The organism is Sphingomonas swuensis (assembly GCF_039538045.1).
Classification (GTDB): Bacteria; Pseudomonadota; Alphaproteobacteria; order Sphingomonadales; family Sphingomonadaceae; genus Sphingomicrobium; species Sphingomicrobium swuense.
The window spans coordinates 2,753,069-2,778,606 of record NZ_BAABBQ010000001.1; the positions used below are offsets into that span (position 1 = coordinate 2,753,069).

A 25,538-nucleotide genomic window follows, 5' to 3' on the forward strand; every position below is an offset into this window, starting at 1 on the left:
CACATGATGCAAGAAGAGTGACGAGCAGCGCCGCTCCCAAGAGCCGCGCCGCCCGCCCGGGGCGTTCTACTGACACGCCAGGCACTCGTCATAGTCGGTCGACGAGGCGAGTTCGTATTTGGGGGCTTCGGCGGTGTTGTCGGCCTCGACCCCGCCCGCGAAGCCGGCGCGCTGCACCGACTTGGAGCGGAGATAGTAGAGCGACTTGATGCCGAGCTCCCAGGCGCGGAAATGGAGCATCATCAGGTCCCACTTGTCGACGTCGGCCGGGATGAACAGGTTCAGCGAAGTGGCCTGGTCGATGTAGGGCGTGCGGTCGGCGGCAAGCTCGATCAGCCAGCGCTGGTCGATCTCGAAGCTGGTCTTGAAGGTCGCCTTCTCGTCCTCCGAGAGGAAGTCGAGGTGCTGGACCGAGCCGCCCTGCTCGAGGATCGAATTCCACACCGCGTCGGAGTTCTTGCTCTTCTCGATGAGGAGCTTCTCCAGATACGGATTGCGGATCGAGAAGCTGCCCGACAGCGTCTTGTGGGTGTAGACGTTGGCCGGGATCGGCTCGATGCAGGCCGAGGTGCCGCCGCAGATGATCGAGATCGACGCGGTCGGCGCGATCGCCATCTTGCAGGAGAAGCGCTCCATCACGCCCATGTCGGCGGCGTCGGGGCACGGCCCGCGCTCGTGCGCCAGCATCATCGAGGCCTCGTCGACCTGCGCCTTGACGTGCTTGAAGATGCGCATGTTCCAGCTCTTGGCCATGGCACCCTCGAAGGGCAGGCCGCGGGCCTGGAGGAAGCTGTGGAAGCCCATCACGCCCAAGCCGACCGAGCGCTCGCGCTCGGCGCTGTACTTGGCCCGCGCCATCTCGTCGGGCGCACGGGCGATATAGTCGGAGAGCACGTTGTCGAGGAAGCGCATGACGTCCTCGATGAACTGCTTGTCGCCGTTCCACTCGTCCCAGGTCTCGAGGTTGAGCGAGGACAGGCAGCAGACCGCGGTCCGGTCGGCGCCGAGATGGTCCTTGCCGGTCGGCAGGGTGATCTCGGAGCAGAGGTTCGAGGTCGAGACCTTGAGCCCGAGGTCGCGATGGTGCTTCGGCATCGACCGGTTCACCTGGTCGATGAAGATGATGTAGGGCTCGCCCGTCGCGAGGCGGGTCTCGACCAGCTTCTGGAACAGCGAGCGGGCGTCGACCTTGCCCCGCTCGGACTGGTCCTTGGGACTGCGGAGGATGAACTCCGTGCCCTCGCGGACAGCCTCCATGAACTCGTCGGTGATGAGCACGCCGTGGTGCAGGTTCAGCGCCTTGCGGTTGAAGTCGCCCGACGGCTTGCGGATCTCGAGGAACTCCTCGATCTCGGGGTGCGAGACGTCGAGGTAGCAGGCGGCCGAGCCGCGGCGCAGCGAACCCTGGCTGATCGCGAGCGTGAGCGAGTCCATCACCCGGACGAAGGGGATGATGCCGCTGGTCTTGCCGTTGAGGCCGACCGGCTCGCCGATCCCGCGGACGCTGCCCCAGTAGGTGCCGATGCCGCCGCCCTTGGAGGCCAGCCAGACATTCTCGTTCCAGGTGTTGACGATGCCGTCGAGGCTGTCGCTGACCGAGTTCAGGTAGCAGCTGATCGGCAGGCCGCGACCGGTGCCGCCGTTCGACAGGACCGGAGTCGCCGGCATGAACCACAGCTTCGAGATATAGTCGTAGACGCGCTGGGCATGCGCCTCGTCGTCGGCATAGGCCGAGGCGACGCGGGCGAAGAGGTCCTGGAAGTTCTCACCCGGGAGAAGGTAGCGATCGTTCAGCGTGTCCTTGCCGAAATCGGTGAGGAGCGCGTCGCGCGACGTATCGGTGGTGACGGCGAATCGACGCTGGTCGACCGTGTGGCTGTCCTTCTTCGCCGCCACCGCAGTGCCGGCCACGTCGCCCGACGAAACGTCGCTGCTGCTCGAGAAGTCCATGGTCGATTCCTCCTGGCGGTGCATTGCGCGCCGCTCCTTTGTTCCCGTTTCGTTCGCCTGGGGTGTACGCTTCCACCAAGCGATTCGCTAGGGCCCGGAAGGTCTGCCGGAGACGCTATCCCCGTTATTCACAGGGACGCGTCTCCACCTCGCTGGAGATATAGTTATCCCCAGCGCCAACCACAATCATGTGCGTTGGTGCCCCCGAGCCGCTACAACATCTTGTGTCTTGAGCCGGGTTTTGGCGCAAGCCGGAAAATGCTCATCGACGCTAATTTGCGGTGAATGACGTGGCCGACAAGCCGCAGCGAACGCGTAGGCTCAGGGACTCGCAGTGACCCGCGAGGCGAAGGTAGCGACGTCGGCCAGGACCGGCGCGCGGCCACGGAACGGACGGGCGAGCCCGGTGACCATGCCGACGTGTCCGACGCCCGGGTAGAGCCGCAACTCGGCCGTCGCGCCGGCGGCGTTGAGCCGCTCCGCCAGCCGCTGGCTGTTGCGCGGGAGCACGGTCGTGTCGCCGGTCCCGTGAAGCAGCAGGGAGGGCGGATCGTCGCGCGAGGCGAAGCGGATCGGCTGCGTGCTTGCTGGGTCGGGCTCGCGGCCGAAGGCGGCGCGGGTCACCGGCCCTTCGAACGGCAGGAAGTCGTAGGGACCCGCAAGCCCGGCGAAGCCCCTGATCCGGGTTCGGTCGGCGCCGAGCCAGCGCGGATCAAGCGCGAGCATCGCTGCATTGTAGGCCCCGGCCGAATGGCCGACGAGGACGATCCGCGACGGATCGCCTCCGTAGCGCGCGGCCTCGGCCGCGACCCAGCGAACCGCCGCCGCATTGTCCTCGAGGAAGGTCGGATAGCGGACCTGCGGGACCAGCCGGTAGTCCGGCACCGCGACGAGGAAGCCGCGCGACGCAAGCGCCCGTCCTGCGAAGGCATAGCCACCCTTGTCTCCCGAGTTCCACGAGCCGCCATAGAGGAAGATGATGATCGGCAGCGGCTTGCCGGTGGCGCTCGCGGCGGGACGGTAGAGGTCGAGCTTCTGGCGCGGATCGGTGCCGAAGGCGAGGTCGCGCCCGACCGACGCCACCCCGGCGTCCTTGGGCACGATCGCGTTGAAGGTCTCAAGCGGTGAGCAGGCCCCGACCCCCGCCATCAGCAAGGCGGCAAGGAGAGGAAAGCGGCGGACGGGCGGAATATGCCGGGGCGGCGAAACAGAGGTCATGCATGGCTCAACGAAGCGCGGCGTTTTGGTTTCAACCGGGCCCTCCCCCGGCTAAAGGCAGCGACCATGGTGACGACCGCAGGCATGGATGATCTCGCGGTCGGGGGAGCCCCGCTCCGCCAGCGGCTGCGTGCGCCGGCCCGCCGACGGGTTGCCGGGCTCGTTCTCGCGCTTGCGCTCGAGGCGCTGCTGGTGCTCGCGATGCTGACGCTCGGCGAAGGGAAGAGCCGGCTGCCGGAGGGCGACGACCGGCCGCTCGCGACCTTCGATCTTGCCGCGCCGATGCCCGAGAAGGTCACGCCGCGAGAGGTACGGAAGGAAGAGAGCCGGACGGAGGCCGCCGCCGCCAAGCCGGTCACTCCGACGACCGCGCCGCCGGCGCCGCCGATCCCGAGCGAAGTCAGGGTGCCCGAGCCGGTCGTCCAGCTGCCCTCGCCCGTGATGAGCCTGCCGGCCGAGCAGATGGCCCAGTCCGACCTTCGCAACCTCCCCTCTCCGCCGAGCGCGCGCGGCCCCAGCGGACCGCCGGCACCCAAGGGCGAGAGCGACACGCCGCTGGTCGAAGGACGCGGGCCCAATGGCGAACGGCTCTACGCCGCCTCCTGGTACCGCGAGCCCTATGACAGCGAGCTCAAGGGCTACCTGTCGACCGCCCAGCCCGGGTGGGCGCTGATCGCCTGCCGGACGGTGCCCGACTACAAGGTCGACGACTGCGTCGCGGTGGACGAACATCCGAGCCATTCGCAGCTCGCCCGGGCGGTGCTCGCTGCGGCGTGGCAGTTCAAGGTGCGCCCGCCTCGCGTCGGCGGACAGGTCAAGGTCGGCGAGTGGGTGCGGATCCGGATCGACTATGGGCTGAAGCCGGAGCGCCGCTGGAACTGAGCTTGCGCGACCGGGGGTGACTGCTAGCCTCCGTCGGCGAAGTGAAGCGCAGGGGAGCAGTAGCGATGCGGATCGAATTGGCGTTGATCGCGGCGGCGCTGCTGGCCGGACCGGCCTCGGCGGCGCAGGAGCAGCCCCGCACCAACGAGGCCGCAGAGCTGTCGCGCCAGCTTGGCAGCGGTGGGCTGACCGGGCGCAAGCTTGCCGAGGCGATCGCCAAGGCGGAAGCCTTTCCGCTCGGCAGCAAGGACAATCCGGTGCGGGCCAACATGCCGCAGGGCGAACAGGCCTATCTGCGCAGCCTGCGCTGCGCCGACGGCCAGGCACCCGAGTTCATGCGATCGGGCAGCAGCGGGACCGGCGTCTACGGCTATATTCTCGACGCCTACGACGTGCGCTGCGCCGGCAAGGACGCGGTGTCGGTGATGATCGACATGTACCACGACCATGTCGAGCGGCGGCCGGTGCCGGGCTTCGTCGTCGCCAGCGCGCCCCCAACGCCGACCAGCTAGGCACCGCTCTTGGTCCAGTGAGGAACCAGGCGCTTGAAACCTTAATCCGCGTCGTTCATTTGTGTCGTCGCGGACCGGGCCCCTCTGGCGTGCGCTTTCGAAGCCCACGTGATGTCGGACCGCATCGGATGTGACCGATGTGACTGGCCCGGCGTGCTTCCCACGCTATCCGTACGCAACGCGTCCCATTCGATCCTTCGGTTTCGCATGAGGATGGCTTTATGGAATTTCTGTTCGCCGACTGGCTCGGCACCCCGGCCTGGTTCTGGCTGGCCTTCATCGGCCTGGTCGCCGGCCTGACCGCCTTCGATCTCGGGATCCTCCACAAGGAGGACAAGGAGATGGGCATCGGCGAGAGCCTCAAGCTCTCGCTCTTCTACATCAGCATCGCCTTGCTGTTCGGCGCCTGGGTGTGGGTCGAGCGCGGGCCCGAACTCGGCATGGCCTATTACACCGGCTTCTTCATCGAGAAGGCGCTGTCGATCGACAACGTCTTCGTGATCAGCCTCATCTTCACCTACTTCGCGATCCCCGCGAAATACCAGTATCGCGCCCTTCTGTGGGGCATCATCGCGGTGATCCTGCTGCGCGGCGCGATGATCGGGCTCGGCGCCGCCGTGGTCCAGCAGTATGAGTGGGTGCTCTACATCTTCGCCGCCTTCCTGGTCGGAACGGGGATCAAGATGCTGTTCGCCGGCGACAAGCCGATGGACATCGAGCATAATCCGGTGATCCGCTTCATTTCGCGCAAGATGCGGGTGACGCGCGAGCTCCATGACCAGCACTTCTTCGTCAAGGTGCCCGACAGCACGAGCGGCAAGCTGGTGTGGGCGGCGACCCCGCTGTTCCTCGCGCTGGTGGTGATCAACCTCGCGGACCTGGTGTTCGCGGTCGATAGCGTGCCGGCGATCTTTGCGATCACGACCGACACCTTCATCGTCTACACCTCGAACATCATGGCGATCCTCGGGCTTCGCGCGCTCTACTTCGCGCTGGCCGCGATGGTGCACCGCTTCCACTATCTGAAGTATGCGCTGGCGCTTGTCCTGGTGTTCATCGGCTCGAAGATCTTCGTCGCCGACTTCCTGCTCGGCGGCGACAAATTCCCGCCGGTGCTCAGCCTCGGCGTCACCTTCGGCCTGATCGGCGCGGGCGTCGCTTACTCGCTGTGGAAGACCCGCGGCGAGGCCGAGCCCGAGTGGCCCGCCAAGGAAGGCGCGGATGCCGCCAAGCGCCACCTCGACGAGCTGAGCGGCGGCAAGGCGCTGTAGGCAAGGGTCCGCCTCCCCGCCAATCTAGGCGCGGGAGGCGGACCCTCTTCTCAGGTCAGGCCTTGGGCGCGGCCGCCGGGGCGGTGCACTGGTCGGCGACCTTGCGTGCGGTCACTTCCTCGACCAGCCGGTAGTCGCCAGGGCCGCTGAAGCTGCTGTTGCTGGTGATCGTGCCCTTGAAGCCGTCGGCGGTGTAGCTTCCGGAGAAGTCGGCGGTGACGGTGCCCTTGCCCGGGCGGTTGCAGCTGAGCTGGACGTTCATCCGGCCGTTGCGGATGTAGGGGCTCTGCTGGGTGCAGACGTCGGCCGTCTCGCCGGTCGGCTTGAGGTCGTCGGAACCGCAGCTGGTGTAGGTCCGCTTGTCGCCCTGCTTGGCGAAGGTCGGAAGCGGGGTCTTGTCGGTCGAGGCCATGGTGGTGAGCGTGGTCGTCACCTCATACTGGCCGGCGGGAAGCGTGGCCGGCACCGGCTTGGCGGCTTCCTTGGGCGCTTCCTGGCCGCAACCGGCGAGCAGGACGGCGCCGAACAGGACGAATGAACGCATGCAATGATCTCCCCCGTACAAAGAGGGGCAGCTTAGCCTTGCGGAGGGCGGACGCAACCGCCGCCGGAACTCACGTGCGGAACAAGAGTCTGGTTCGCGACGGAGAAATGACTATTCCCCCGAACCCTTGTCCCCTTAGCAGGCAGGCACGATCACTGTGAGTGAAGACGTAAGGCAGACCGAGGCCGATCCCGATGCCGCCACCGACATCGAGGGCGGCGGGCAGAGCCGTGGCCGGCCGGCCGAGGGGCTGCTGGATAGCGGGCGTGGCGACGAGACCTTCGGCGACAGCCGCGGTTTGAACCACTGGCGCGAGAGCGTCATCAGCCACCCCGGCCTCGACGAGCGCGGCAACGTCTTCTTCGCCGCGATCGAGATGACCCGGATGCCGATGATCCTGACGGATCCCAACCAGCCGGACAATCCGATCGCGTTCGCCAACAAGGCCTTCCTCGATCTTACCGGTTATGAGGAAAGCGAAGTCCTCGGGCGCAACTGCCGCTTCCTGCAGGGCGCCAACACCGACCGCGAGGCGGTCGCGGCGCTGCGTGAGACGGTCAATGCAGGCGGCTCGATCGCGCTCGAAATCCTCAACTACAAACGCGATGGCACGCCCTTCTGGAACGCGGTGTTCATCGGGCCGGTGTTCGACCAGCAGGGCAAGCTCGCCTACCAGTTCGCCAGCCAGCTCGACGTCACCCGTCGCCGCAACAGCGAACAGAGCTTCCGCCAGGCGCAGAAGATGGAGTCGATCGGCCAGCTCACCGCGGGCCTCGCCCACGACTTCAACAACCTGCTGCAGGTCGTGAACGGCAATCTCGAACTGCTCTCCTCCTGCGTCGATGGCGAGCGCGCCAAGCGCTACATCGACAATGCCCGGACCGCCGCCGACCGCGGCGCCAAGCTGACCCGCCAGCTGCTGGCCTTCGCCCGCAAGACCAGGCTGAGCCCCAAGCCGACCGACCTCAGCCACCTCGTCTCCGACTTCGTCGACGTGATCGAGAGCTCGCTCGGAAGCCAGGTCCAGCTCCAGCTCAACCTGCGCCGGCGACTGCCGCGGGTGATGGTCGACGGCGAGCAGCTGGAGATGGCGCTGCTCAACGTGCTGATGAACGCCCGCGACGCGATGCCCGGAGGCGGTCTCGTCACCGTCGCCACCAGCCACGTCCACCTCAACGGCGATTCGGCGGCACGGCAGCTGCCCGAGGGCGACTATGTCGCGCTCGAGGTGCGCGACGAGGGCGAGGGCATGACCAGCGACGTCATCGAGCGCGCGACCGAGCCCTTCTTCACCACCAAGACCCAGGGCAAGGGCACCGGCCTCGGCCTCGCCATGGCCTCGGGCTTCGTCCAGCAGTCGCGCGGGCGGCTCGAGATCGAGAGCGCGCCGGGCGCCGGCGCGACGCTTCGGTTCCTCTTCCCTGTTGCACGCGACCAGGACGAGGACGGCGACGAGCGAGCGCCCGAGCGGCAGGTCGCCGTGATCGAAAACCGAAGCCGCGACGCCGAACACCTGCTGGTGGTCGAGGACAGCGCCGAGGTGCTGGAGCTGGCGATCGAGATCCTCGAGGCGGCGGGCTATCGAGTCACCACCGCGGAAAGCGGCGAGATCGCGCTTCGCATCTTCGAGAAGGCGCAGCCTGGCACCTTCGATCTTCTTTTCACCGACCTCGTCATGCCCGGCGGGATCAATGGATTGATGCTGGCGGACAAGGTCCGGGAGCAGGACCCCGAGATCGGCATCCTCCTGACGACCGGATACAATGAGGAGCTGGTGATCGCGGGTCCTGACCGGCCGCACAAGGACGTGCTCGGCAAGCCTTACCGCCGATCAGAGCTGCTCGATCGTGTCCGTCAGGCGCTCAACAACCGTGCCCACCTCAGCGAGGCGCGGCGCATCCCGTCGGATTACGGCTCGGCCGAGGCCTAGCGGGCACGCTTGCGGCGCGTCACTGCATGAAAGTCGGGCTCCTTGCCCGCAATCCAGGCGAGGAAACGCGAAAGATCGGGATTCTTTGCCAGCGCCGACGGATCGTCTCCGCTTCGCTCCAGCTCCTTGTTCGTGAAGAGATTGTGCAGCGTCCGGTGGCAGATCGGATGCACCGGCCTCGTCTCGCGCCCTCCGCGCGACTTGGGCACCGGATGATGCTGTTCGATCCGCCTCCCGAGCGGGCGCGCGCAAAGCCAGCAGGGCTGGCTGTCGCCCTCCCCGTCGTCCGGCAGGAGGCGCCTGGTCACTCGACCCGGCTGCCACCCGCCGCGACCAGCGCCTTCACCTGCACGGTCTTGATGTTGACGAACTCGCGGATGCCGAAGGCGGCGCATTCGCGGCCGTAGCCCGAATGCTTCACCCCGCCGAACGGCAGGCGCGGGTCGGAGCGGACATTCTCGTTCACGAAGCTCATCCCCGCCTCAAGCTCCTCCGCCGCGATCCGCCGGCCGCGAGCGAGGTCGCCGGTCAGCACGCCCGATCCGAGCCCGAACTCGCTGGCATTGGCGATGGCGATGGCATGCGCCTCGTCGCGGGCAGCGATGATCGCGGCGACCGGACCGAAAACCTCCTCGTCATGCGCCGGCTGGCCCTCGGCCACGTCGGTGAGGACGGTCGCAGGATACCAGGCCCCGGCCCGTGCGGGCTTCTCGCCGCCGAGCAGCAACCTTGCGCCGCCCGCGATGCTCTTCTCGACCTGCTCGTGGATCTCGTCGCGCGCCTCGACACTCTGCATCGGGCCAAGCTTGGTCCCCTCGCTGGTCGGATCGCCCATGGTGAAGGCCTTCATCGCTTCGACCAAGGCTGTCTCGAACTCGGTCTTGACGGCCTCGACCACGATGAAGCGCTTGCCCGCGATGCAGCTCTGCCCGCCGTTCACCATGCGCGCCGTCGCGGCGACCTTGGCGGCGGCGGGAATATCGGCATCCTCTAGGACGAGATAGGCGTCCGAACCGCCAAGCTCGAGCACGCATTTCTTGAGCACCGATCCCGCGATCGATGCAACGCTGCGCCCGGCCGGAACGCTTCCGGTCAGGGTCACCGCGGCAATATGTTCGTCCCTGATCAGCGCCTCGATATGGCTGCTCGACAGGATCAGGCTTCGGAAGAGGTCGTGAGGCACGCCGGCTTCGTGGAACAGCGCCTCGATCGCCAGCGCGCAGCCGGGCACGTTGCTGGCATGCTTGAGCAATGCGCCATTGCCCGCCATCAGCGCCGGCGCGGCGAAGCGGATCACCTGCCAGAAGGGGAAATTCCACGGCATCACCGCCAGCACCACGCCGAGCGGATTGAAGGTGACGAAGGCCTCGGCGCCACTCTCGTCACCAAGGTCGACCGGCTGTTCGGCGAGATAATCGGCAGCGTTCCCGGCGAACCAGTCACAATGGAAGGCGCATTTCTCGATCTCGGCGCGACCTTCGTCGAGGGTCTTGCCCATTTCGCTGGTCATCAGCGCGGCGAACCGATCGGCATCGCGGCGAAGGAGCTCGGCAGCCTTGCGGACCACGGAGGCGCGATGGTCGAAGTCGGTCTTCCGCCACTCGCGGAAGGCGGCATGGGCTGCCTTGGCCGCGGCTCCAGCCTCGCCGGGCGAGCAGGGCGGATAGCTCTTGCCGGGTTCACCCGTCGCCGGGTTGGTTGTCCGGATTCCTCTGTCTTGTCGGTCTGCCATTCGCCTGCTCCTTGCCGAACCTCCAACGCTGCAACGCAAGAATTGTCGCGGGCGGCGGCAATGCCCATATTCCGCTGATGGAAATCCAGATCCGCACGAATCTTGCCGAGCCCGAAACCTCGACCGAGTTCGTGCCGCACCGCCCGGCCCGGCCCGAAAAGGCCGAGGGCGGGCGCCCCTTCGTGCTCAAGAGCGACTATTCGCCCGCGGGCGACCAGCCGACCGCGATCAAGGAACTGGTCGCGGGGATCCGCGACGAGGGCGAGAAGAACCAGGTGCTGCTCGGGGTCACCGGCTCGGGCAAGACCTTCACCATGGCGCAGATCATCCAGGCGACCCAGCGCCCGGCACTGATCCTCGCGCCCAACAAGATCCTCGCGGCGCAGCTTTACGGCGAATTCCGCAGCTTCTTCCCCGACAATGCGGTCGAATATTTCGTCAGCTACTACGACTACTACCAGCCCGAGGCCTACGTGCCGCGGTCGGACACCTACATCGAGAAGGAAAGCTCGGTGAACGAGGCGATCGACCGGATGCGCCACTCGGCGACGCGCTCGCTGCTAGAGCGCGACGACGTGATCATCGTCGCCTCGGTCAGCTGCCTCTACGGCATCGGCTCGGTCGAGACCTATTCGGCGATGACCTTTTCAATGAAGAAGGGCGAGACCGTCGACCAGCGCGAGATCGTCCGCAAGCTCGTCGCGCTCCAGTACAAGCGCAACGACCAGGCCTTCGCGCGGGGCAACTTCCGGGTTCGCGGCGACAGCCTCGAGGTGTTCCCGTCGCACTATGAGGACAGCGCCTGGCGTATCTCCTTCTTCGGCGACGAGATCGAGGACATCGTCGAGTTCGATCCGCTGACCGGCAAGAAGGTCGCGAGCCTGCCGTCGGTGAAGGTCTACGCCAACTCGCACTATGTGACTCCCGGACCGACGCTCAAGCAGGCGAGCCACGCGATCCGCCACGAGCTTGAGGAACGGCTCAAGGAGCTGGAGGCGGAGGGCAAGCTGATCGAGCATCAGCGGCTCGAGCAGCGCACCAATTTCGACCTCGAAATGATCGCCGCGACAGGCTCGTGCGCGGGGATCGAGAATTACTCGCGCTTCCTGACCGGCCGACTGCCCGGTGAGCCGCCGCCGACCCTGTTCGAATATCTCCCCGACAATGCACTGCTGTTCGTCGACGAGAGCCACCAGACGGTGCCGCAGATCGGCGCAATGGCGCGGGGCGACCATCGGCGGAAGATCACGCTCGCGGAATATGGCTTCCGCCTTCCGAGCTGCATCGACAATCGCCCGCTGCGCTTCAACGAGTGGGACGCGATGCGCCCGCAGACGACCTTCGTCTCGGCGACTCCGGGCCCGTGGGAGATGGAGGCGACCGGCGGCGTCTTCTCCGAGCAGGTCATCCGGCCCACCGGCCTCATCGACCCGCCGGTCGAGATCAAGCCGGTCGAGGACCAGGTCGACGACCTCGTCAACGAGGCCAAGAAGACCGCCCGGGCGGGTTACCGGACGCTCGTCACCACGCTGACCAAGCGGATGGCCGAGGACCTTACCGAATATCTTCACGAGGCGGGGATGAAGGTCCGCTACATGCACTCGGACGTCGAGACGCTGGAGCGCATCGAGCTGATCCGCGACCTCCGCCTCGGGGTCTATGACGTACTGGTCGGGATCAACCTGCTGCGCGAGGGCCTCGACATTCCCGAATGCGGCCTGGTCGCGATCCTCGACGCCGACAAGGAAGGCTTCCTGCGCTCGGAGACGAGCCTCATCCAGACCATCGGCCGCGCAGCGCGCAACGTCGAGGGCCGGGTCATCCTCTATGCCGACCGGGTAACCGGCTCGATGGAGCGCGCGCTCAACGAGACCAACCGGCGGCGCGAGAAGCAGGAGGAATATAACCGCCTTCACGGGATCACCCCGGCGACGATCAAGCGCGACATCAGCGACATCATCGCCCACGTCTCGACCCGCGACGGGGTGGTGGTCGACACCGGCGATCCCGACACGCCGCACCTCGTCGGGCACAATCTTCGCGCCTACATCTCCGATCTCGAGGCGCGGATGCGCAAGGCCGCCGCCGATCTCGAGTTCGAGGAAGCCGGTCGCCTGCGCGACGAGATCCGCAAACTCGAGGAGGACGAGCTCGGCATCCCCGACCACCAGCGCGCCGCGCCGCGGGTCGGCCACTCGACCGAGGGCAAGCCCGGCACGCGCAAGACGCGCTACGGCAAGCAGCAGCAGATGCGGATGAACAAGCGGGCGCGGCGATGAGCGCGGCCGGGCTGTTGCTCGCGGCCCTGGTCCAGCCCGTTGCCATGCCATCTGCCGTGCCGGCCGGGCTCGTCGGTCGCTGCCGCTTCGACACTGTGGCGCTGAGCTTCGCCGGCTCGCCGGCCGAGCAGGCGCAGTGCCTGATGCGGCCACTTGGCAAGCGCGGGGTGCTCGGCAAGGAATTGGCACGCTTGCCGCGCGGTCTTTCGGTGGTGCTCAAGCGGGGCACGGCGCTGCCGACGCGCGAAGTTGTCGAGCGCGTGCTGGCCAGTGAGGGCGTGGACATCGGCGGGCTCGATGGACCCGTGTCGCGGGCCAACGACGGCGAGGCGACGGCGCCGCTCGCGCGCTACTTCGTCATTCACGACACGAGCACGCCTTATTATGGCGACGAGCCCTTCCCGGCTGACGTGGACGGGGACGCCCGAGTCAACGACTTCGCGCCCTATTTTCCTGTCGGGGCCGATCCCGAGAAATATCCAGTCGCGCACCTGTTCCTCAACCGGCAGGGGGTGGTGAAGGTCGGCCAGCCGCTGTCGCGGCCGTGGCGGGCGACCAAGCTAGAGACGCGGGTGATCGGCCTGCCCGCCAAGGGCCTGTTCCTCCATGTCGAGACGGTCGCTCCGCGCCGCCGCGACCCGTCCATCGCCGGCTGGAACGACGCCATCGCGCCCAGGCCCGGCTTCAGCCAGCGCCAGTATGAGCGGCTTGCGCTGCTCTACGTCGCGGCGAGCGCACGGGCGGGTGGCTGGCTGATCCCGGCACAGCACGGCACGATGGATCATGGCCTCGAACAGGCGCACGACGATCCGCAGAATTTCGAGCTGAAGCGCTTCGACCGCGCGCTCCGGAAGCTTCTCCGCCGCCTGCGGGAGCGCTGAAACAGCGCACCGCAGGAGGAGGGAAGAAGATGGTCGGGGAGAGAGGATTCGAACCTCCGGCCCCTGCCTCCCGAAGGCGTATCTCCTCGGCGCATAAGAGAGCAAGCGGTATTCGCGAGAGAGAACGTAATAGCACCGGACCCCGCACAATATGGTCGGTTTTGGCCGCGGAGGTTCAAATTGAACCCCGACCCCTGTCTTCGTCCCGATCGCGGAATCATGCAGCGTTCCGATGCGATCAAACTCCCGCGATTGTCCATTGAGGCGACCGTGCTAAGCACAGCTGGCTCGGATTGAGGCGATAGGATTCGCTGCCGGGCGCATCGCGCGTGCGACGGGCGGCCTCCTGGCAAGAGGACACTCAGACGGTGCAAGAGTCTTGGACGAACGACGATAAGCCAGGATCGGACGTGATAGAACCACTGCGCAAGCGCAAGGCTGGCAGTGGCGAGCTCTATACCCGGCCGAGCCAGATCGAGCAGATGCTCAAGATGCTCATCGCTCTCCCCGTCGAGGAAGCCCTCGCTAGAGCCCGAATCCGCAACCGCAAGTCTCCAGGCTGGCTTCCGGGCGAATGCGTCCTCCACATGACCCGCCGAGCCGCACGCCTGCGTGACCGCCGTTCTTACGAGCGTTGGTATGAAATCCTCGCCGAACGAGTGCTGGCCGCCCTCCCGCGGCCATCGAACAAGGATCGGCCGGCCGCCCGCGAGCTGGAGATTGGCGAGACCGGATTTCACCGCTTCATCGAGATGCTGAGCGTGGATAGCAATGTTTATGACGATCGCCTCGACATCTGGGAAGCTCGCTTTGATCTCGCGCTGAAAAACTTGCGGCGGGATGCGCTGAGGAAGCTGCTTCCCGCCAAGGATGAGCCAGAGACCGTCGAGATCGGCGACGATCTCGTCCTCGCCCGGGAAGTCGAGGGCGCCCAGGGCGCATTCGACCCGTTCGACCCAGGACGGCTAAACGAGGAAGATTTCCGATCCCGGCTGTGGGACGCGATTGACGCGCTGCCGAGAGAACAAAACAGGATTCTGACGATGATGGCAGAGGGCATACCCATCGGAACGGGTGCGCCGGGTGAGGAGTCGATTGCGACCCTGCTTGGCCTCCAACCGCGAACGATCAATAATCACAAGCGCCGCGCCTTCGAGACGCTGCGCCAGGCAATGGAAGGAGGTGAAGCATGAGCCCGGGCGTACGGCCGGAACTCGAGGATGTGCTCGAGGCGTTCATGCTCGATGCCGATGAGACGGGCGCGCTTGCGCGCTATCTCGGCGACTATCCCCAATACAAGGCCGAGCTTATCGACCTTGCCCATCAGATGGGAAGCACCGAGCCCGACGAGCTTCCGCCAATGGGAGATCCATGTCAGGCGGTGATCCGCAAAGGCTGGGAAACACTGAGCGCGGCCTGGCCCGGTATCGAGCGCAATCTCTTCGTGAGCCTGTCGCCGGCCGACTATGGGCGGGTGGCCAAGGAACTCAGCATTCCACTGCAGGTGCTGGCAGCGATCCGCGACGGCCGCGTCCTACTGGAGAGCATTCCGGCCGCCTTCATGCGCAGGCTCGCCGCGAGCCTGAACGGCAGCCTGGAGCAGCTTAGAGCCAGCTTTGGAGGCGAGCTTGCCGCGGCGCGGAGTTACAAGTCGGAACAGCGGCCAGAGACCTCGGCCCCGGTTAGTTTCGAGCAGCTCCTCATCGCGGCGCGCGTCCCCGAGGTCGAGCGTGAACGCCTGCTCGCCGATGACCAATGATCGATTCCATCGAAGCCGCGCGGCGGCACGCGTCCGCGCTCCAAGAATCGGCATTGGCCTACGCGGTCGATGTGTGGAACCCGCTCGAGCATGTCCTGTGGCAGGTCGATCAGGCCGGGCTTGTCGCGGAACCGACGGACGCTGAGGCGAGCCAGCTTGACGGCGCGCTGGCCTGCTTCCTCCCCGATTTCAGGCTGATCCTCTATCGCGATGACGGGAGCACCTTCGACAAGGCATTCTTGATTGCGCACGAGCTTGGGCATGCACTGCTCGGCGATGCCGCAGGAAGCTGCGCCATCGATTTTGAACGAAGCGCGGAAGCGGCACCGATCGGCGAAGAACGAATCATCGAGCATGGCCCGAAGCTTCGCCGGGAAATGCAGATGGATCTGTTCGCTCGCGAACTGCTGCTGCCAAGGCGATGGGTGAAGGCGCTTCACCTCGACGAGAGGATGACGGCCGAAGATATCACCAACAAGCTCGGAGCACCGCGCTCCGCGGTTGTGCAGCAGTTGTTCGACGCGATGATGCTTCCCGAAATCGCGCCGCCGAAAGAAGGCGCCAAGCAGACCAAGCCGCTCAACGACGAGCAGCGCGATGCGGCGCGGCACCGCGGCGTCGCCTATCTGCTCGAGGCGGGACCGGGCACTGGCAAGACCCAGACGTTGACTGCGAGGGTGGCAGACTTGCTGGCAAGCGCGGTCGATCCCCGGAACATCCTCGTTCTCACCTTTTCCAACAAGGCTGCCGCCGAGATGTCCGAGCGCATTTCCGGCGCAAACAGCGACGCATTCGCGGCGATGTGGATCGGGACCTTTCATGCGTTCGGGCTCGACCTGCTGCGCGCGTTCGGCGATCGCCTCGGGCTGAGTCAGAATCCAGGCCTCCTCGACCGAACCGACGCGGTCGCCATGCTCGAGGACGAACTGCCGGGCCTAGGCCTAACCCATTACCGCGACATCTACGATCCCACCGCAATCATCTCCGACATCCTCGCCGCCATTTCGCGGGCCAAGGACGAAGTCTGTGATGCCGAGACCTATAGGGCGCTCGCCGAGGCCATGCTGGGCAAGGCGCAGGCGCTTAGCGGTGACGAGCGCGACGCTGCGATCATCCGCGCCGAGGAGGCCCGCGAGGTCGCCATCGTCTATGCCCGCTATGAAGAGCTGAAGCGTGGGCGTAACCTCGTCGACTTCGGCGACCTCGTCATGCTGCCGGTGAAGCTGCTCGAAGCCCATGACGACGTCGCGAAACATTATCGCGACAAGTACACCCATGTCCTCGTCGACGAATATCAGGACGTCAATCGCAGCAGCGTCCGGCTCTTGAAGGCGCTCCGCCCGACGGGCGAGGGCCTCTGGGTGGTCGGCGACGCCCGCCAGTCAATCTACCGCTTCCGCGGCGCCTCGTCGCACAACATCACGATGTTCGAAGCGGATTTCCCAGGGGCAATCACCGCCGACCTCGTGCTAAATTATCGCTCCAACGAGGAGATCGTTCAGCTTTACTCGGGCTTCGCCAAATCGATGTCGGGCGCCGGCGGCAAGCTCAAGGAGCTGGTTGCCGATCGCGGCCTTTCGGGGGAGCTTCCCGAGCTGCGCGTCGTTCACGACAAGCACTGCATCCCGCCCGCGATCGCTGATGCGATTGCGGAGCTGCGGGGATTGGGCCGCAGCTACCGCGATCATTGTGTGCTCGTGTCGGGCAACGACCGGCTGGCCGACATCGGGGCCGGCCTCGAGGCGCTCGGGATTCCGGTGCTCTACCTCGGAAGCCTGTTCGAGCGGCCCGAGATCAAGGAGCTGCTGAGCCTGTTATGGCTCGTCAGCGATCCGCGGGGCGTCGGCCTTGTCGGCACGGCATGCATGCCGGAATTTAAGATGACACTGGCCGAGGTCGACGCAGCGTTGTCGGCAACGGCGAACGCGGGCACAGACGGCCGCACCTGGCGCGACCTTGGCGAGGACCAGGGAGCGCTAAGCGAGGTCGGACGGGCAACGATCCGCCTCTTGCGCGATGCGCTCAACGGCTTTGACCCTGCCGCGAGCCCGTGGCACATCCTCTCGGTCGTGCTGCTCGACCGGACGCGGATCGCGGCCCGCATCGCGGACTCGAAAGAGCCGCGGGACGTCTCGTCGGGCCTTGCCATCTGGCAGTTCATGAACTTCCTCCGCGCGCAGCCGCCGTCATGGCCTGCGGTGCCCAAGCTGCTTGCGAGAATTCGCCGCCTGTTGCGGCTCGCCGACGAACGGGGTCTGAGGCATTTGCCGGCGGCCGCCTCGGGGATTGACGCGGTTCGCCTGATGACGATTCACGGCTCGAAAGGCCTCGAGTTTCCGGTCGTGCACCTGCCCGGATTGAATGCCGACACTATGCCCAAATATCCGCACATGAGCCGGCCGAAGTGCCCGCCGCCCGACGGCATGATAGCCGGCGCTTCCGGTTCGGCCGAAGACGAATTTCTGGTGAGCCACGATGAGGAGCAGGATTGCCTGTTCTACGTCGCTCTGTCGCGCGCCCGCGACCGCTTGCGCCTCTACTCCTGCAGTCACACGGCGCGGGGCACGCGCAAGGAATCGAGCTTCATCCCCAGGCTGGGGTCCGACGTCGTGCGGCTGGAGGTGAACCCGACGCGCGAGCTTCCCGAAGCGCCGAGCGCGCGGCGGGTTCCGATCACGTTCGAACCGGGCTGCTCGTGGGAGGCTTGGCACTTCGACACCTACGATGGGTGCCCGCGGCGGCTGCTCTATGAGCATATCCTCGGCGTGCGCGGAGCGACCGAGCGGACGCCCTACCGGCGCGTGCACGACGCCGTACGCAAGCTCTGCCAAAGCATCGCCGAAGCGGACGGCGTTCCCGACGATGCCGAGCTCGAGCGGCTTGCCCACGAAGCGTGCGATATCCCGGCTCTCGCGGAACACGGCTATTTCGACGACTTCAAACGCTTTGCGACGGCGATGGTGCAGTTCTTCGGTGACTCGCGGAGGGATCTCGAACCGGTCGAACCACAGTCGCTGTCGATCGAGTTCGGCGGCGATCGTGTCCTGGTGAAGCCGGACGACATCCTGCGCGGTGTCGACGGCCATGTTGTCCGCAACATTAGGACCGGGCACTTCAAGAAAAGCCATGTCGAAAAGAAGTTTACCGCCCGGGCGCTGGTAATCGCCGCTCAGCAGGCCTTTCCCGGCTCGAAAGTGCAGGTGCTTCATCTCGCCGACGGCCTCGCGACCGACATTCCTTGCAAGAGCGGCCAAGAGGCGAAGGACCGGGCGAAGATGAGCTCGATGCTGGCGTCCATACGTGCCGGCGCATTCGAAGCGAAGCCAAGCGCCTTCACCTGCCCGGGCTGCTCCGCGTTGTTCGTCTGCGACGCGCTGCCCGAAGGCGCGCTCTCCAAGAAATTTTGAAACCTCCGTTTCCGGTCGCTCCTGGCGGCCGCGATTGACCGGTTGCGAGCGACAACTTCGCTTCGACGACAACCTAACGGAGTTTTGAAAAACCATGACTGAGCATCCAGAAAAAGGCGGCGGCCAGGACAATAAGTTCGAGGTCACCATTTCCTATGGTGGCATCAACAAGCCGCTCGAGATCAATCGCAACCAACAGGTCCAAGCCGTCTTCGCGCGGGCGATGGAGCTGTTCCACCAGCCGGGCGGTGAGCTTGCCTTGTTCAACGGCGCCAACGAGGTGCCGCTGCACCAGAGCGTCGGCGACGCCGGGATCGTCGCCGGCAGTCTACTCCTGCTGCGCCCGCGCAACGTCGGCGGCGGCCGCTGATGCGCTACCGGCTGCCGCGGGACATCCTCGCCCAGACGTTCGACCTGTTCAGGACGTGCGGGCGGGGGCGGTGCGAGTGCCAGACACTGTGGGTCGGGCCCTGGTCCGACCCACAGCGGATCACCGAGGTCGTCCATCCGCTCCACAGTGCGTCCCCCGTCGGCTTCGACGTGGACAGTGACTGGCTGAGCGAATTCTGGACCCGCTTGGCCAAGGAAGAGCTCGGAATCCGGGTCCAGTGCCACACCCATCCGGGCGCGGCCTACCATAGCGCGACCGACGATGCGGTGCCGATCCTGAAGACACCGGGCTTCCTGAGCTTCGTCGTCCCGCGCTTCGCGACCGGCGCGATCGGCTTCGACGGCGCTTTCCTGGCCCGCGTGGATGACGCGGGCCGGTTCCGGGAAGTCCCCATCACCGACCATCTGGAGCTTGTATGACCAAGATCAACGCCCTCAACCGGACCTTTCTCCTGATGCGCTCCGACCTGAACGAGGGCGTGTCCGACGAACAGCTGCTCGAAGCGCTCTGCTCAACCCGCGTGCTCCTGGCAGCTGATCAGACGGTTCTCGCAACCCACTCAGGCCAGTCGGCCTTCATTGCCGCGGCGACGACCATGGCGCGTTCGGCGCACTCGGTTTGGCTTCAAGCGGACGACGTGCCTTTGCTCGGAGAGCAGCCGCCGCTGCAGGGCGCCACGATGCTCGAGGCTCTGCGTGAGACCGGCCGCGACCTGCTTCCGGACTGGTCGTTTGAGGAAGGCGACCCCAAAACGGCGGATATCGCGATCCTGTTCGGCGCTCCGCAAGTGACGGTCGAAGCCGGTCTCACGCTTCATGCCAATGCCACCGACTGGGCCTGTGAGGTGGGGGTGTCCCCGGACGGCGGTTGGCAGGGCGGAGACTGGCCGATGGGCGGCCTTGCCGTAGCGGCCATCGTTGCCGGCGAGGCGTTCAAGACCGCGATGCGCAAGCTTCGTGAGCATGCGCTCTCGCCGCCGCTGTTCGACGATCTTCATGCGCCGGTCAGCAAGGCCGGAATTGCGCTTGCCCCGCCGGACACGCCCAAGGTGTCAGACCTTGGCTCGTTCGACCTCGTCAGCGCGGGCGCGATTGGTAATGCCGCGCTCCACGTGCTGATGCGACTTCCAGGCATCTGCGGGATCTGCCGGGTGATCGACCATGACACGAGCGCGATCACCAACCTCAACCGCAACGCCTTGCTGCGCCGTTCGAGGCTCAACGATCCCAAGGTTGAGGATCTGGCGTCCTACGCCAACGGGCTTGCGATCGAGCCGGTGCCGCATCGCTATAAGGGCGAAGGCGAGCCGCCCATCGCGCTTGGCGATGTCGTCTTGGTCGGCGTCGACCATATCCCGTCCCGCTGGGCGGTGCAGCGCGAAAACCCGTCCTGGCTCGGCATCGGCGGGACCGAGGGCACGTCCGTCCAATGCTCGTGGCACGAACCGGGACTGGCCTGCGCGCGCTGCGTCCACCCGTCCGACATCGAGCGCAGCGGTGACATCCCGACCACCGCCTTCGTGTCATACTGGGCGGGCCTGCTATTGGCCGCGGCATTCCTTCGATGCCGTGCTGGGGTGGCCCGGCCGATGAACGAGCAGGCCGCCTTCCTCTCAGCGCTTCGGCCGGAAAGCTGGGCCTATGCCTATTCGCCGATCTTGCCGCTGCCCGATTGTCCCGAATGCGGAGGGGCGCGGCGCGCCGCCTGATCGCCCAACCGTTGTACCTGAAGAGGAAAGCTTCCGATGGACCTGATTGTCGTTGCAACCCTGGCGCTCGCGCTCATCGCCGTCGTGCTATGCGTCCTCATCCTCCTCAAAGTCGGCCGGCCCACCGCTTTGCCCGAGGAATTGAAGACAAGGATTGCGGTGCTCGAGCAGCTCGTAACCGGGCTTCCCGGCACCGTACGAGAGGAAGCGCGGGCCGGCCGCGAGGAACTGCGCGGCGCGGTCGGAGCGCAGACCGAAACCCTCGAAACGCGGTTCGTCGCGTTCGAGACGAGGCTCGGTGAATTCGGCAAGGCGCAGACCGAGCAGCTGACCGCGATGCGCTCCGAAGCATCGGACGGCCGGTCCAAGCTTGAAGACGCCGTGCAACGCAACGCCGACGGCTTTGCCAAGACCCAATCGGAGCGGCTCGCAGAAACGATCGACGCGGTCCGCAGCCTCTCCGATCGGCTGCTGGCGTCGCAACGGGAAGGCCGGGACGAGCAGCGTTTGGCGCTCGAAGCCGTAGCCGGTAGGGTCGGCCAGCTCATCGATAGCAACGAGAAAAGGCAGGAAGCGCTTCGGGAGACCGTCGCAGGCGGACTGGAAACCCTACGTAACGACAATGCCGATAAGCTCGAGAAGATGCGGGCGACTGTCGAGGAGAAGCTCCAGGGGACACTTGAAAAGCGGCTCGGCGAATCCTTCCAACTCGTCAGCGACCGCCTCGAGCAAGTCCACAAGGGTCTCGGCGAAATGCAGAACCTCGCAACCGGTGTTGGGGATCTCAAGCGCGTGCTCAGCAATGTTAAGTCGCGCGGTGGATGGGGCGAGGTTCAGCTTGGGATGCTGCTCGAAGACATGCTCACCAAGGATCAATTTGCGACCAACGTTCGGATACGGCCTGATTCCGGAGAGGTGGTCGAATATGCTGTTAGGCTTCCTGGCCGAGGCGAGGATGACAAACCCTTATGGCTGCCGATCGATGCCAAGTTCCCGCACGAGGATTATGATCGGCTACTGCAGGCTCAAGATGGCGCGGTCGCGGAGGAGGTGGAGAAGGCGGCATTGGCGCTCGAGCGAGCCATCAGGCTTCAGGCAAAGACCATCTGCGAGAAATACGTACATCCGCCTTATTCAACGGACTTCGCTATTATGTACCTTCCGACGGAAGGTCTGTTTGCTGAGGTAATTCGTCGGCCTGGTCTCGCCAACGAGCTTCAAACGAAGCATCGCGTCATGGTACAGGGGCCGACCACGCTCGCGGCTCTGTTGACCAGCCTCCAGATGGGATTCCGCACTCTCGCCATTGAGAAGCGATCGAGCGAGGTCTGGCAGGTTCTGGGTGCGGCTAAAGCCGAGTTTATGAAATATGGCCAGGTTTGGGAAAAGCTCGGTCGACAGCTCGACACTGCGAAGCGAACGGTTGATGAAGCAGGCCGTCGGACACGTGCAGTGACCAAGCGCCTCCGTGATGTTGAAACCCTGGACGGCACCGACGCGCCAGACTTGCTCGAGCTCGTCTCTCCAAACCCCGAGGCCGATGACCTTAATGAGGACGATCTCCAACACGCGGCCGAGTAAGCGGAGCTCGTAAACTCCGGGGAACGAGAATGGGTAGCATTCTTATCGCCCCATTGCTCAGCTGGTGGAAGAGGTTGGTTCAGGCGCACTCACCGGCGCGGACAGCCCGTGAAGCCGCTCCATCTCTCGATCGAACCGCTCCCACAGGAGTGCGCCTTCGTCACCAAGCAGTTGGCTATCGCGCTCGAAGCGATTCTCCTCATGCACGGCGTCGAGCGGATCACGCCACGGGAAGTCTGTAGCTGCTTCGAGCCTGGTCAAGGTCGCCTCCAAGCGCGATCGGATTGTGGAACGCCGCGAATCTGACAACTTGTTGCGTTCGTCGCCGCCTTCCGCGAACAAGTCTGCCTGGGTGTTTCTCATACTGGCAGCCTATGCTCCCGCGCCTGCGGCAGCAACGGGGGAGCCACCAAGCGAGGGGGAAAAGTGGCAAACGGTTGGCGTGGTGATCGGCTGCCTGAAATCGTCCGCTCGATGGCTTCACGCCCGCGGCACGAAGCGCTGCGAGGGCTGGTGACCGAACTGCTGCGCGAAGGTTTCGGAGCGGCTTTCAGCGAGCTCGAGCACGAACGCTACCTCGTCGACAATAGCGGCCGCATAGACGTGGCTTGGGGCGCTACCGTTATCGAGCTCAAGAGCGACCTTCGACGAGAAGAGCGCGACGTTGTCGCGAGAATGCCTGATTATCTGGCGGACGCAAGCCGACGAAGCGCACCTGGCCGCACGACCGTTGGCGTCGCGACGGACGGAGCAACGCTCCTTGCTTATACGCTCGATCACGACATGCTTACGCCAATCGGCCGCTACGAAGTGGAGGTCGATCATCCAGAACGGCTGCTGAGCTGGCTCGAGCCGCTGCTTGCGCCTGTTCCCGAGGTTATGCCGACGCCAATCGCCGTTGCGCTTACGTTCGGCCGACACAGCCTCGCCTTCGGACGCGCGCATGCGGAACTGCGGCGGTTATGGACGGAGGTCGGCGATCATCCCGAAGTGCGCCTGAAGCGCGACTTGTGGGAAGGATTGCTGCGCCAGGTCTATGGCGACGATGTTGGCAGCGATACCCTGTTCCTCCAGCACACCTATTTGACAATCCTCGTGAAGGCGATCGCGGCGCGGGTGCTCGATCTCGCGGTGGATGATCCCGGTGAGATGTTGTCCGGCAGGCTGCTGGCCAATGCAGGCATTGTCGGGGCCGTCGAGGCTGATTTCTTCGACTGGCCTCTGCTCGCCGAGGGCGGTGCCGACCTGGTGCGCTCCCTGGCAGCGGAGACGGTGCGCTTCCGGCTGCGCGACGTCGAGGTGGACGTACTCAAGAGCCTGTACGAAAGTCTAATCGACCCGGAGGAGCGCCACGATTTAGGCGAATATTACACCCCCGATTGGCTGGCGGCTCGTGTGGTTGCTGCTGCAATCCCGCGCCCGCTTGAGCAGCGCGTCCTCGATCCTTCTTGCGGCTCGGGGACCTTCCTGTTCCACGCCCTCCGCCGCCTGATAGCAGCAGGTAGGGAGGCGCAGCTGGCGCCGGCCGAGATTGTTGCGGCTTGCGCTGAAAGCGTGTTCGGGATCGACGTGCACCCCGTTGCCGTCTCCCTAGCGCGCGTCACCTGGCTGCTCGCGCTGGGCGATGTGGTGCAGGATCGCCCGCCAGCACTCAGCGTGCCGGTGTACATGGGCGATTCGATGCAGTGGAGCCTACGCCCGCTCGGCGCATCGGCCGAAGTTCTGGTGGACGTGCCTCCGAACGATCCCCCGCTTCGCATCCCCGCCGGTCTGGCGAGCGACCAGACTCTGTTTGAGCGCGCGCTGGACGAACTCAACCGTGGGCTTGACACGCTTGCCGAACCCGAAACGATTTGTGACGCTATTGCCCGCGCAGGCGCCACTGACGAGGACGCGGCGTTACTCGGCCGCACCTTCGCGCAGCTCAAGCAGCTCTATCTCGACGGCCGCAACCACATCTGGACTTTCGTCCTTCGCAATTTGCTGCGCCCCGTCTGGCTGTCGCATCCCGACCACCGTGCGGACGTGCTAATCGGTAATCCGCCGTGGATCGTCTACCGCCATCTCAGCCCAGAGATGAAGGAGCGACTGCGCGAAGGGCTACAGAGCTACGGTCTTTGGATCGGTGGCAGTCTCGCCACTCAACAGGACATGTGTGCCCTATTCTGGGCGCGTGGGGCCGAGCGTTATTTGCGCGAAGGCGGCACGGTGGCGCTGGTCCTGCCGTATGCAGCGCTCAATGCTCCCGTCTTCGCCGCGATGCGCGACGGCAGCATGCAACGTGTGAAGGTCGCGATCACCGGCGGGTGGGGGCTGGAGCGCGTGTGGCCGATCTTCGGCGCGCAATCGGGCAGCAGCACCACGAGCACCTGCGTGCTGTTCGGCGAACGCGATCGGGAGGGAGGTCCGCCCGAGCGGCTCGACCGTTGGGTTGGTGTCCTGCCCCGGCGCGACGCCAGCGAGGCCGAGGCGGCGGAAGTGCTCGAACATGCGAACGCTCGTTGGCCGCGTCCTCGTACGCTTTTGGCCGCCTCACCTTACCGCCGACGCTTTCGTAATGGCGCAAGCCTGTTCCCGAGACGTTTCGTCCTAGTTGAGCATGTTGCAGCTGGACGTATTTTGAGCCGCCGCGACGCGCCGCAGCTCCGAGGGCGAGTTACCAACTTAGATAAGCGGCCGTGGACAGGCGTCGAGCCTCCCGAAGGGCCGGTCGAAAGGGTGTTCGTCCGCCGGATTAGTTTGGGCGAATCCGTCGCGCCATACCGCATGCTCGACCTCGTGACCGGCGTTGTTCCAATGGAGGATGGTATCATCCTGACTTCGGCAGGCGCCGATGCGCACGGGCATCGCGGACTCGCGGCTTGGCTGCGTGACGCTGAGACGAAGTGGAACGAGCACAGCAACAAGGCCGCCGACGGCTCTCCGCGTGTATCGCTAACCCACTCTCTCAACCACCTACAGAAACTAACAGCCCAGGCGGAGCGATCGCCGATCCGCATTCTCTACACGAAGGCCGGAACGCGGCTCAGCGCCTGTTGGCTTGAGGACGACGATGTCATCGTCGATCACAAGGCTTACTGGTCGGCAGCGAACTCGCTGGAGGAAGCCGCCTATGTTGCGGCCGTTCTGAACACGAGCATCGTGCTCGATCGGGTCAGGGATCTCCAGCCTGTCGGTCAGCGCGATCCGCGTGACTTCGATAATCTGGTGTGGACGCTGCCGATCCCCGAATTCGATGCTAACGATTCGGTACACGCTGATCTCGCTGCGGCGGCGCTTCATGCCGCCGAGGTGGCCGCAGGGGTCGAGCTGCCCGAGAACGCGCATTTCACTACCAAGCGGCGCATGATCCGGCAGGCGCTGGAGGATGACGGCGCGGCGGAGATGATCGAGCGCCTTGTTGACGCACTGCTTCCTCTTTGAGGTTCATCGTCAAAGAGCTGCTTTCAACTCACTCGGCCGGTCGCAGGCATTCGGCCGTAGACTGCGGCTT

At 65.5% G+C, this 25,538-nt stretch carries 20 protein-coding genes; 14 read left to right on the forward strand and 6 right to left on the reverse strand.

Features of this window, described 5'->3' with window-relative positions:
* Positions 1-66 precede the first annotated feature (66 nt).
* A complete protein-coding gene (locus ABD727_RS13785) occupies positions 67-1,950 on the reverse strand; it encodes a ribonucleoside-diphosphate reductase subunit alpha (protein ID WP_344708093.1) in 1,884 nt (627 codons plus the stop codon).
* 321 nt (positions 1,951-2,271) lie between these two features.
* Entirely contained in the window at positions 2,272-3,168 is an 897-nt protein-coding gene (locus ABD727_RS13790; RefSeq protein WP_344707961.1) for an alpha/beta hydrolase, read from the reverse strand.
* 66 nt (positions 3,169-3,234) lie between these two features.
* On the opposite strand from ABD727_RS13790, the gene ABD727_RS13795 reads away from it, so the two are divergent.
* The 3 genes from ABD727_RS13795 (at position 3,235) to ABD727_RS13805 (ending at position 5,833) form a co-directional block, all read left to right on the forward strand.
* Positions 3,235-4,050, forward strand: coding sequence for a hypothetical protein (locus ABD727_RS13795; protein ID WP_344707962.1), 816 nt, complete (start codon positions 3,235-3,237; stop codon positions 4,048-4,050).
* A 65-nt stretch (positions 4,051-4,115) separates the two neighbouring features.
* A complete protein-coding gene (locus tag ABD727_RS13800; protein WP_344707963.1) occupies positions 4,116-4,562 on the forward strand; it encodes a hypothetical protein in 447 nt (148 codons plus the stop codon).
* Between the two features lie 221 nt (positions 4,563-4,783).
* Positions 4,784-5,833, forward strand: coding sequence for a TerC family protein (locus tag ABD727_RS13805; protein ID WP_344707964.1), 1,050 nt, complete (start codon positions 4,784-4,786; stop codon positions 5,831-5,833).
* A 55-nt stretch (positions 5,834-5,888) separates the two neighbouring features.
* Here the strand turns inward: ABD727_RS13805 and ABD727_RS13810 are convergent, their stop codons facing one another.
* Positions 5,889-6,377 carry a DUF3617 domain-containing protein gene (locus ABD727_RS13810; RefSeq protein ID WP_344707965.1) on the reverse strand — a complete coding sequence of 163 codons (489 nt, stop codon included), beginning with the start codon at positions 6,375-6,377 and terminating at the stop codon, positions 5,889-5,891.
* A 157-nt stretch (positions 6,378-6,534) separates the two neighbouring features.
* Between ABD727_RS13810 and ABD727_RS13815 the strand changes: the two genes are divergently transcribed.
* On the forward strand, positions 6,535-8,307 hold the full coding sequence (locus ABD727_RS13815) for a histidine kinase famiy protein (protein ID WP_344707966.1): 1,773 nt from the start codon (positions 6,535-6,537) through the stop codon (positions 8,305-8,307).
* Here ABD727_RS13815 and ABD727_RS13820 read toward each other — a convergent pair.
* Positions 8,304-8,615 carry an HNH endonuclease gene (locus ABD727_RS13820; RefSeq protein ID WP_344707967.1) on the reverse strand — a complete coding sequence of 104 codons (312 nt, stop codon included), beginning with the start codon at positions 8,613-8,615 and terminating at the stop codon, positions 8,304-8,306. The genes ABD727_RS13815 and ABD727_RS13820 overlap by 4 nt on opposite strands.
* Positions 8,612-10,039, reverse strand: a complete 1,428-nt coding sequence (locus ABD727_RS13825) for an NAD-dependent succinate-semialdehyde dehydrogenase (RefSeq protein WP_344707968.1) — start codon at positions 10,037-10,039, stop codon at positions 8,612-8,614. Before ABD727_RS13825 ends, ABD727_RS13820 begins: the two co-directional genes overlap by 4 nt.
* Before the next feature lie 77 nt (positions 10,040-10,116).
* Here ABD727_RS13825 and uvrB point away from each other — a divergent pair, with 77 nt between their 5' ends.
* From uvrB to ABD727_RS13870, 9 genes are all read left to right on the forward strand, one after another.
* Positions 10,117-12,318, forward strand: coding sequence for an excinuclease ABC subunit UvrB (uvrB, locus tag ABD727_RS13830; RefSeq protein WP_344707969.1), 2,202 nt, complete (start codon positions 10,117-10,119; stop codon positions 12,316-12,318).
* Complete coding sequence (locus ABD727_RS13835; RefSeq protein WP_344707970.1) at positions 12,315-13,199, forward strand: hypothetical protein; 885 nt, start codon at positions 12,315-12,317, stop codon at positions 13,197-13,199. The genes uvrB and ABD727_RS13835 overlap by 4 nt, the downstream gene beginning before the upstream one ends.
* Positions 13,200-13,609: 410 nt before the next feature.
* The gene (locus ABD727_RS13840) at positions 13,610-14,392 is read left to right on the forward strand and encodes an RNA polymerase sigma factor (RefSeq protein WP_344707971.1); all 783 of its coding nucleotides are present in this window, start codon (positions 13,610-13,612) and stop codon (positions 14,390-14,392) included.
* Positions 14,389-14,958, forward strand: a complete 570-nt coding sequence (locus tag ABD727_RS13845) for a hypothetical protein (protein WP_344707972.1) — start codon at positions 14,389-14,391, stop codon at positions 14,956-14,958. Before ABD727_RS13840 ends, ABD727_RS13845 begins: the two co-directional genes overlap by 4 nt.
* Positions 14,955-18,365 carry a UvrD-helicase domain-containing protein gene (locus ABD727_RS13850; protein WP_344707973.1) on the forward strand — a complete coding sequence of 1,137 codons (3,411 nt, stop codon included), beginning with the start codon at positions 14,955-14,957 and terminating at the stop codon, positions 18,363-18,365. The genes ABD727_RS13845 and ABD727_RS13850 overlap by 4 nt, the downstream gene beginning before the upstream one ends.
* Positions 18,366-18,459: 94 nt before the next feature.
* The gene (locus ABD727_RS13855; RefSeq protein WP_344707974.1) at positions 18,460-18,735 is read left to right on the forward strand and encodes a hypothetical protein; all 276 of its coding nucleotides are present in this window, start codon (positions 18,460-18,462) and stop codon (positions 18,733-18,735) included.
* Positions 18,735-19,175, forward strand: coding sequence for a hypothetical protein (locus ABD727_RS13860; RefSeq protein ID WP_344707975.1), 441 nt, complete (start codon positions 18,735-18,737; stop codon positions 19,173-19,175). Before ABD727_RS13855 ends, ABD727_RS13860 begins: the two co-directional genes overlap by 1 nt.
* Positions 19,172-20,464: a ThiF family adenylyltransferase gene (locus ABD727_RS13865; protein WP_344707976.1), complete on the forward strand. Its 1,293-nt coding sequence runs from the start codon at positions 19,172-19,174 to the stop codon at positions 20,462-20,464. The genes ABD727_RS13860 and ABD727_RS13865 overlap by 4 nt, the downstream gene beginning before the upstream one ends.
* 36 nt (positions 20,465-20,500) lie before the next feature.
* Positions 20,501-22,045 carry a DNA recombination protein RmuC gene (locus ABD727_RS13870; protein ID WP_344707977.1) on the forward strand — a complete coding sequence of 515 codons (1,545 nt, stop codon included), beginning with the start codon at positions 20,501-20,503 and terminating at the stop codon, positions 22,043-22,045.
* Between the two features lie 57 nt (positions 22,046-22,102).
* On the opposite strand, the gene ABD727_RS13875 is transcribed toward ABD727_RS13870, so the two are convergent.
* A complete protein-coding gene (locus tag ABD727_RS13875) occupies positions 22,103-22,408 on the reverse strand; it encodes a hypothetical protein (protein ID WP_344707978.1) in 306 nt (101 codons plus the stop codon).
* Positions 22,409-22,558: 150 nt separating this feature from the next.
* On the opposite strand from ABD727_RS13875, the gene ABD727_RS13880 reads away from it, so the two are divergent.
* Positions 22,559-25,468 (forward strand): N-6 DNA methylase, encoded by a 2,910-nt coding sequence (locus ABD727_RS13880; RefSeq protein ID WP_344707979.1) that lies wholly within the window; start codon positions 22,559-22,561, stop codon positions 25,466-25,468.
* The last annotated feature ends 70 nt before the right edge of the window (positions 25,469-25,538 follow it).

Coding starts and splice junctions, on each gene's coding strand:
- ABD727_RS13785 (WP_344708093.1), bottom strand. CDS start 1,950: ATGGACTTCTCGAGCAGCAGCGACGTTTCGTCGGGCGACGTGGCCGGC.
- ABD727_RS13790 (WP_344707961.1), bottom strand. CDS start 3,168: ATGACCTCTGTTTCGCCGCCCCGGCATATTCCGCCCGTCCGCCGCTTT.
- ABD727_RS13795 (WP_344707962.1), top strand. CDS start 3,235: ATGGTGACGACCGCAGGCATGGATGATCTCGCGGTCGGGGGAGCCCCG.
- ABD727_RS13800 (WP_344707963.1), top strand. CDS start 4,116: ATGCGGATCGAATTGGCGTTGATCGCGGCGGCGCTGCTGGCCGGACCG.
- ABD727_RS13805 (WP_344707964.1), top strand. CDS start 4,784: ATGGAATTTCTGTTCGCCGACTGGCTCGGCACCCCGGCCTGGTTCTGG.
- ABD727_RS13810 (WP_344707965.1), bottom strand. CDS start 6,377: ATGCGTTCATTCGTCCTGTTCGGCGCCGTCCTGCTCGCCGGTTGCGGC.
- ABD727_RS13825 (WP_344707968.1), bottom strand. CDS start 10,039: ATGGCAGACCGACAAGACAGAGGAATCCGGACAACCAACCCGGCGACG.
- uvrB (WP_344707969.1), top strand. CDS start 10,117: ATGGAAATCCAGATCCGCACGAATCTTGCCGAGCCCGAAACCTCGACC.
- ABD727_RS13835 (WP_344707970.1), top strand. CDS start 12,315: ATGAGCGCGGCCGGGCTGTTGCTCGCGGCCCTGGTCCAGCCCGTTGCC.
- ABD727_RS13845 (WP_344707972.1), top strand. CDS start 14,389: ATGAGCCCGGGCGTACGGCCGGAACTCGAGGATGTGCTCGAGGCGTTC.
- ABD727_RS13850 (WP_344707973.1), top strand. CDS start 14,955: ATGATCGATTCCATCGAAGCCGCGCGGCGGCACGCGTCCGCGCTCCAA.
- ABD727_RS13855 (WP_344707974.1), top strand. CDS start 18,460: ATGACTGAGCATCCAGAAAAAGGCGGCGGCCAGGACAATAAGTTCGAG.
- ABD727_RS13860 (WP_344707975.1), top strand. CDS start 18,735: ATGCGCTACCGGCTGCCGCGGGACATCCTCGCCCAGACGTTCGACCTG.
- ABD727_RS13865 (WP_344707976.1), top strand. CDS start 19,172: ATGACCAAGATCAACGCCCTCAACCGGACCTTTCTCCTGATGCGCTCC.
- ABD727_RS13870 (WP_344707977.1), top strand. CDS start 20,501: ATGGACCTGATTGTCGTTGCAACCCTGGCGCTCGCGCTCATCGCCGTC.
- ABD727_RS13875 (WP_344707978.1), bottom strand. CDS start 22,408: ATGAGAAACACCCAGGCAGACTTGTTCGCGGAAGGCGGCGACGAACGC.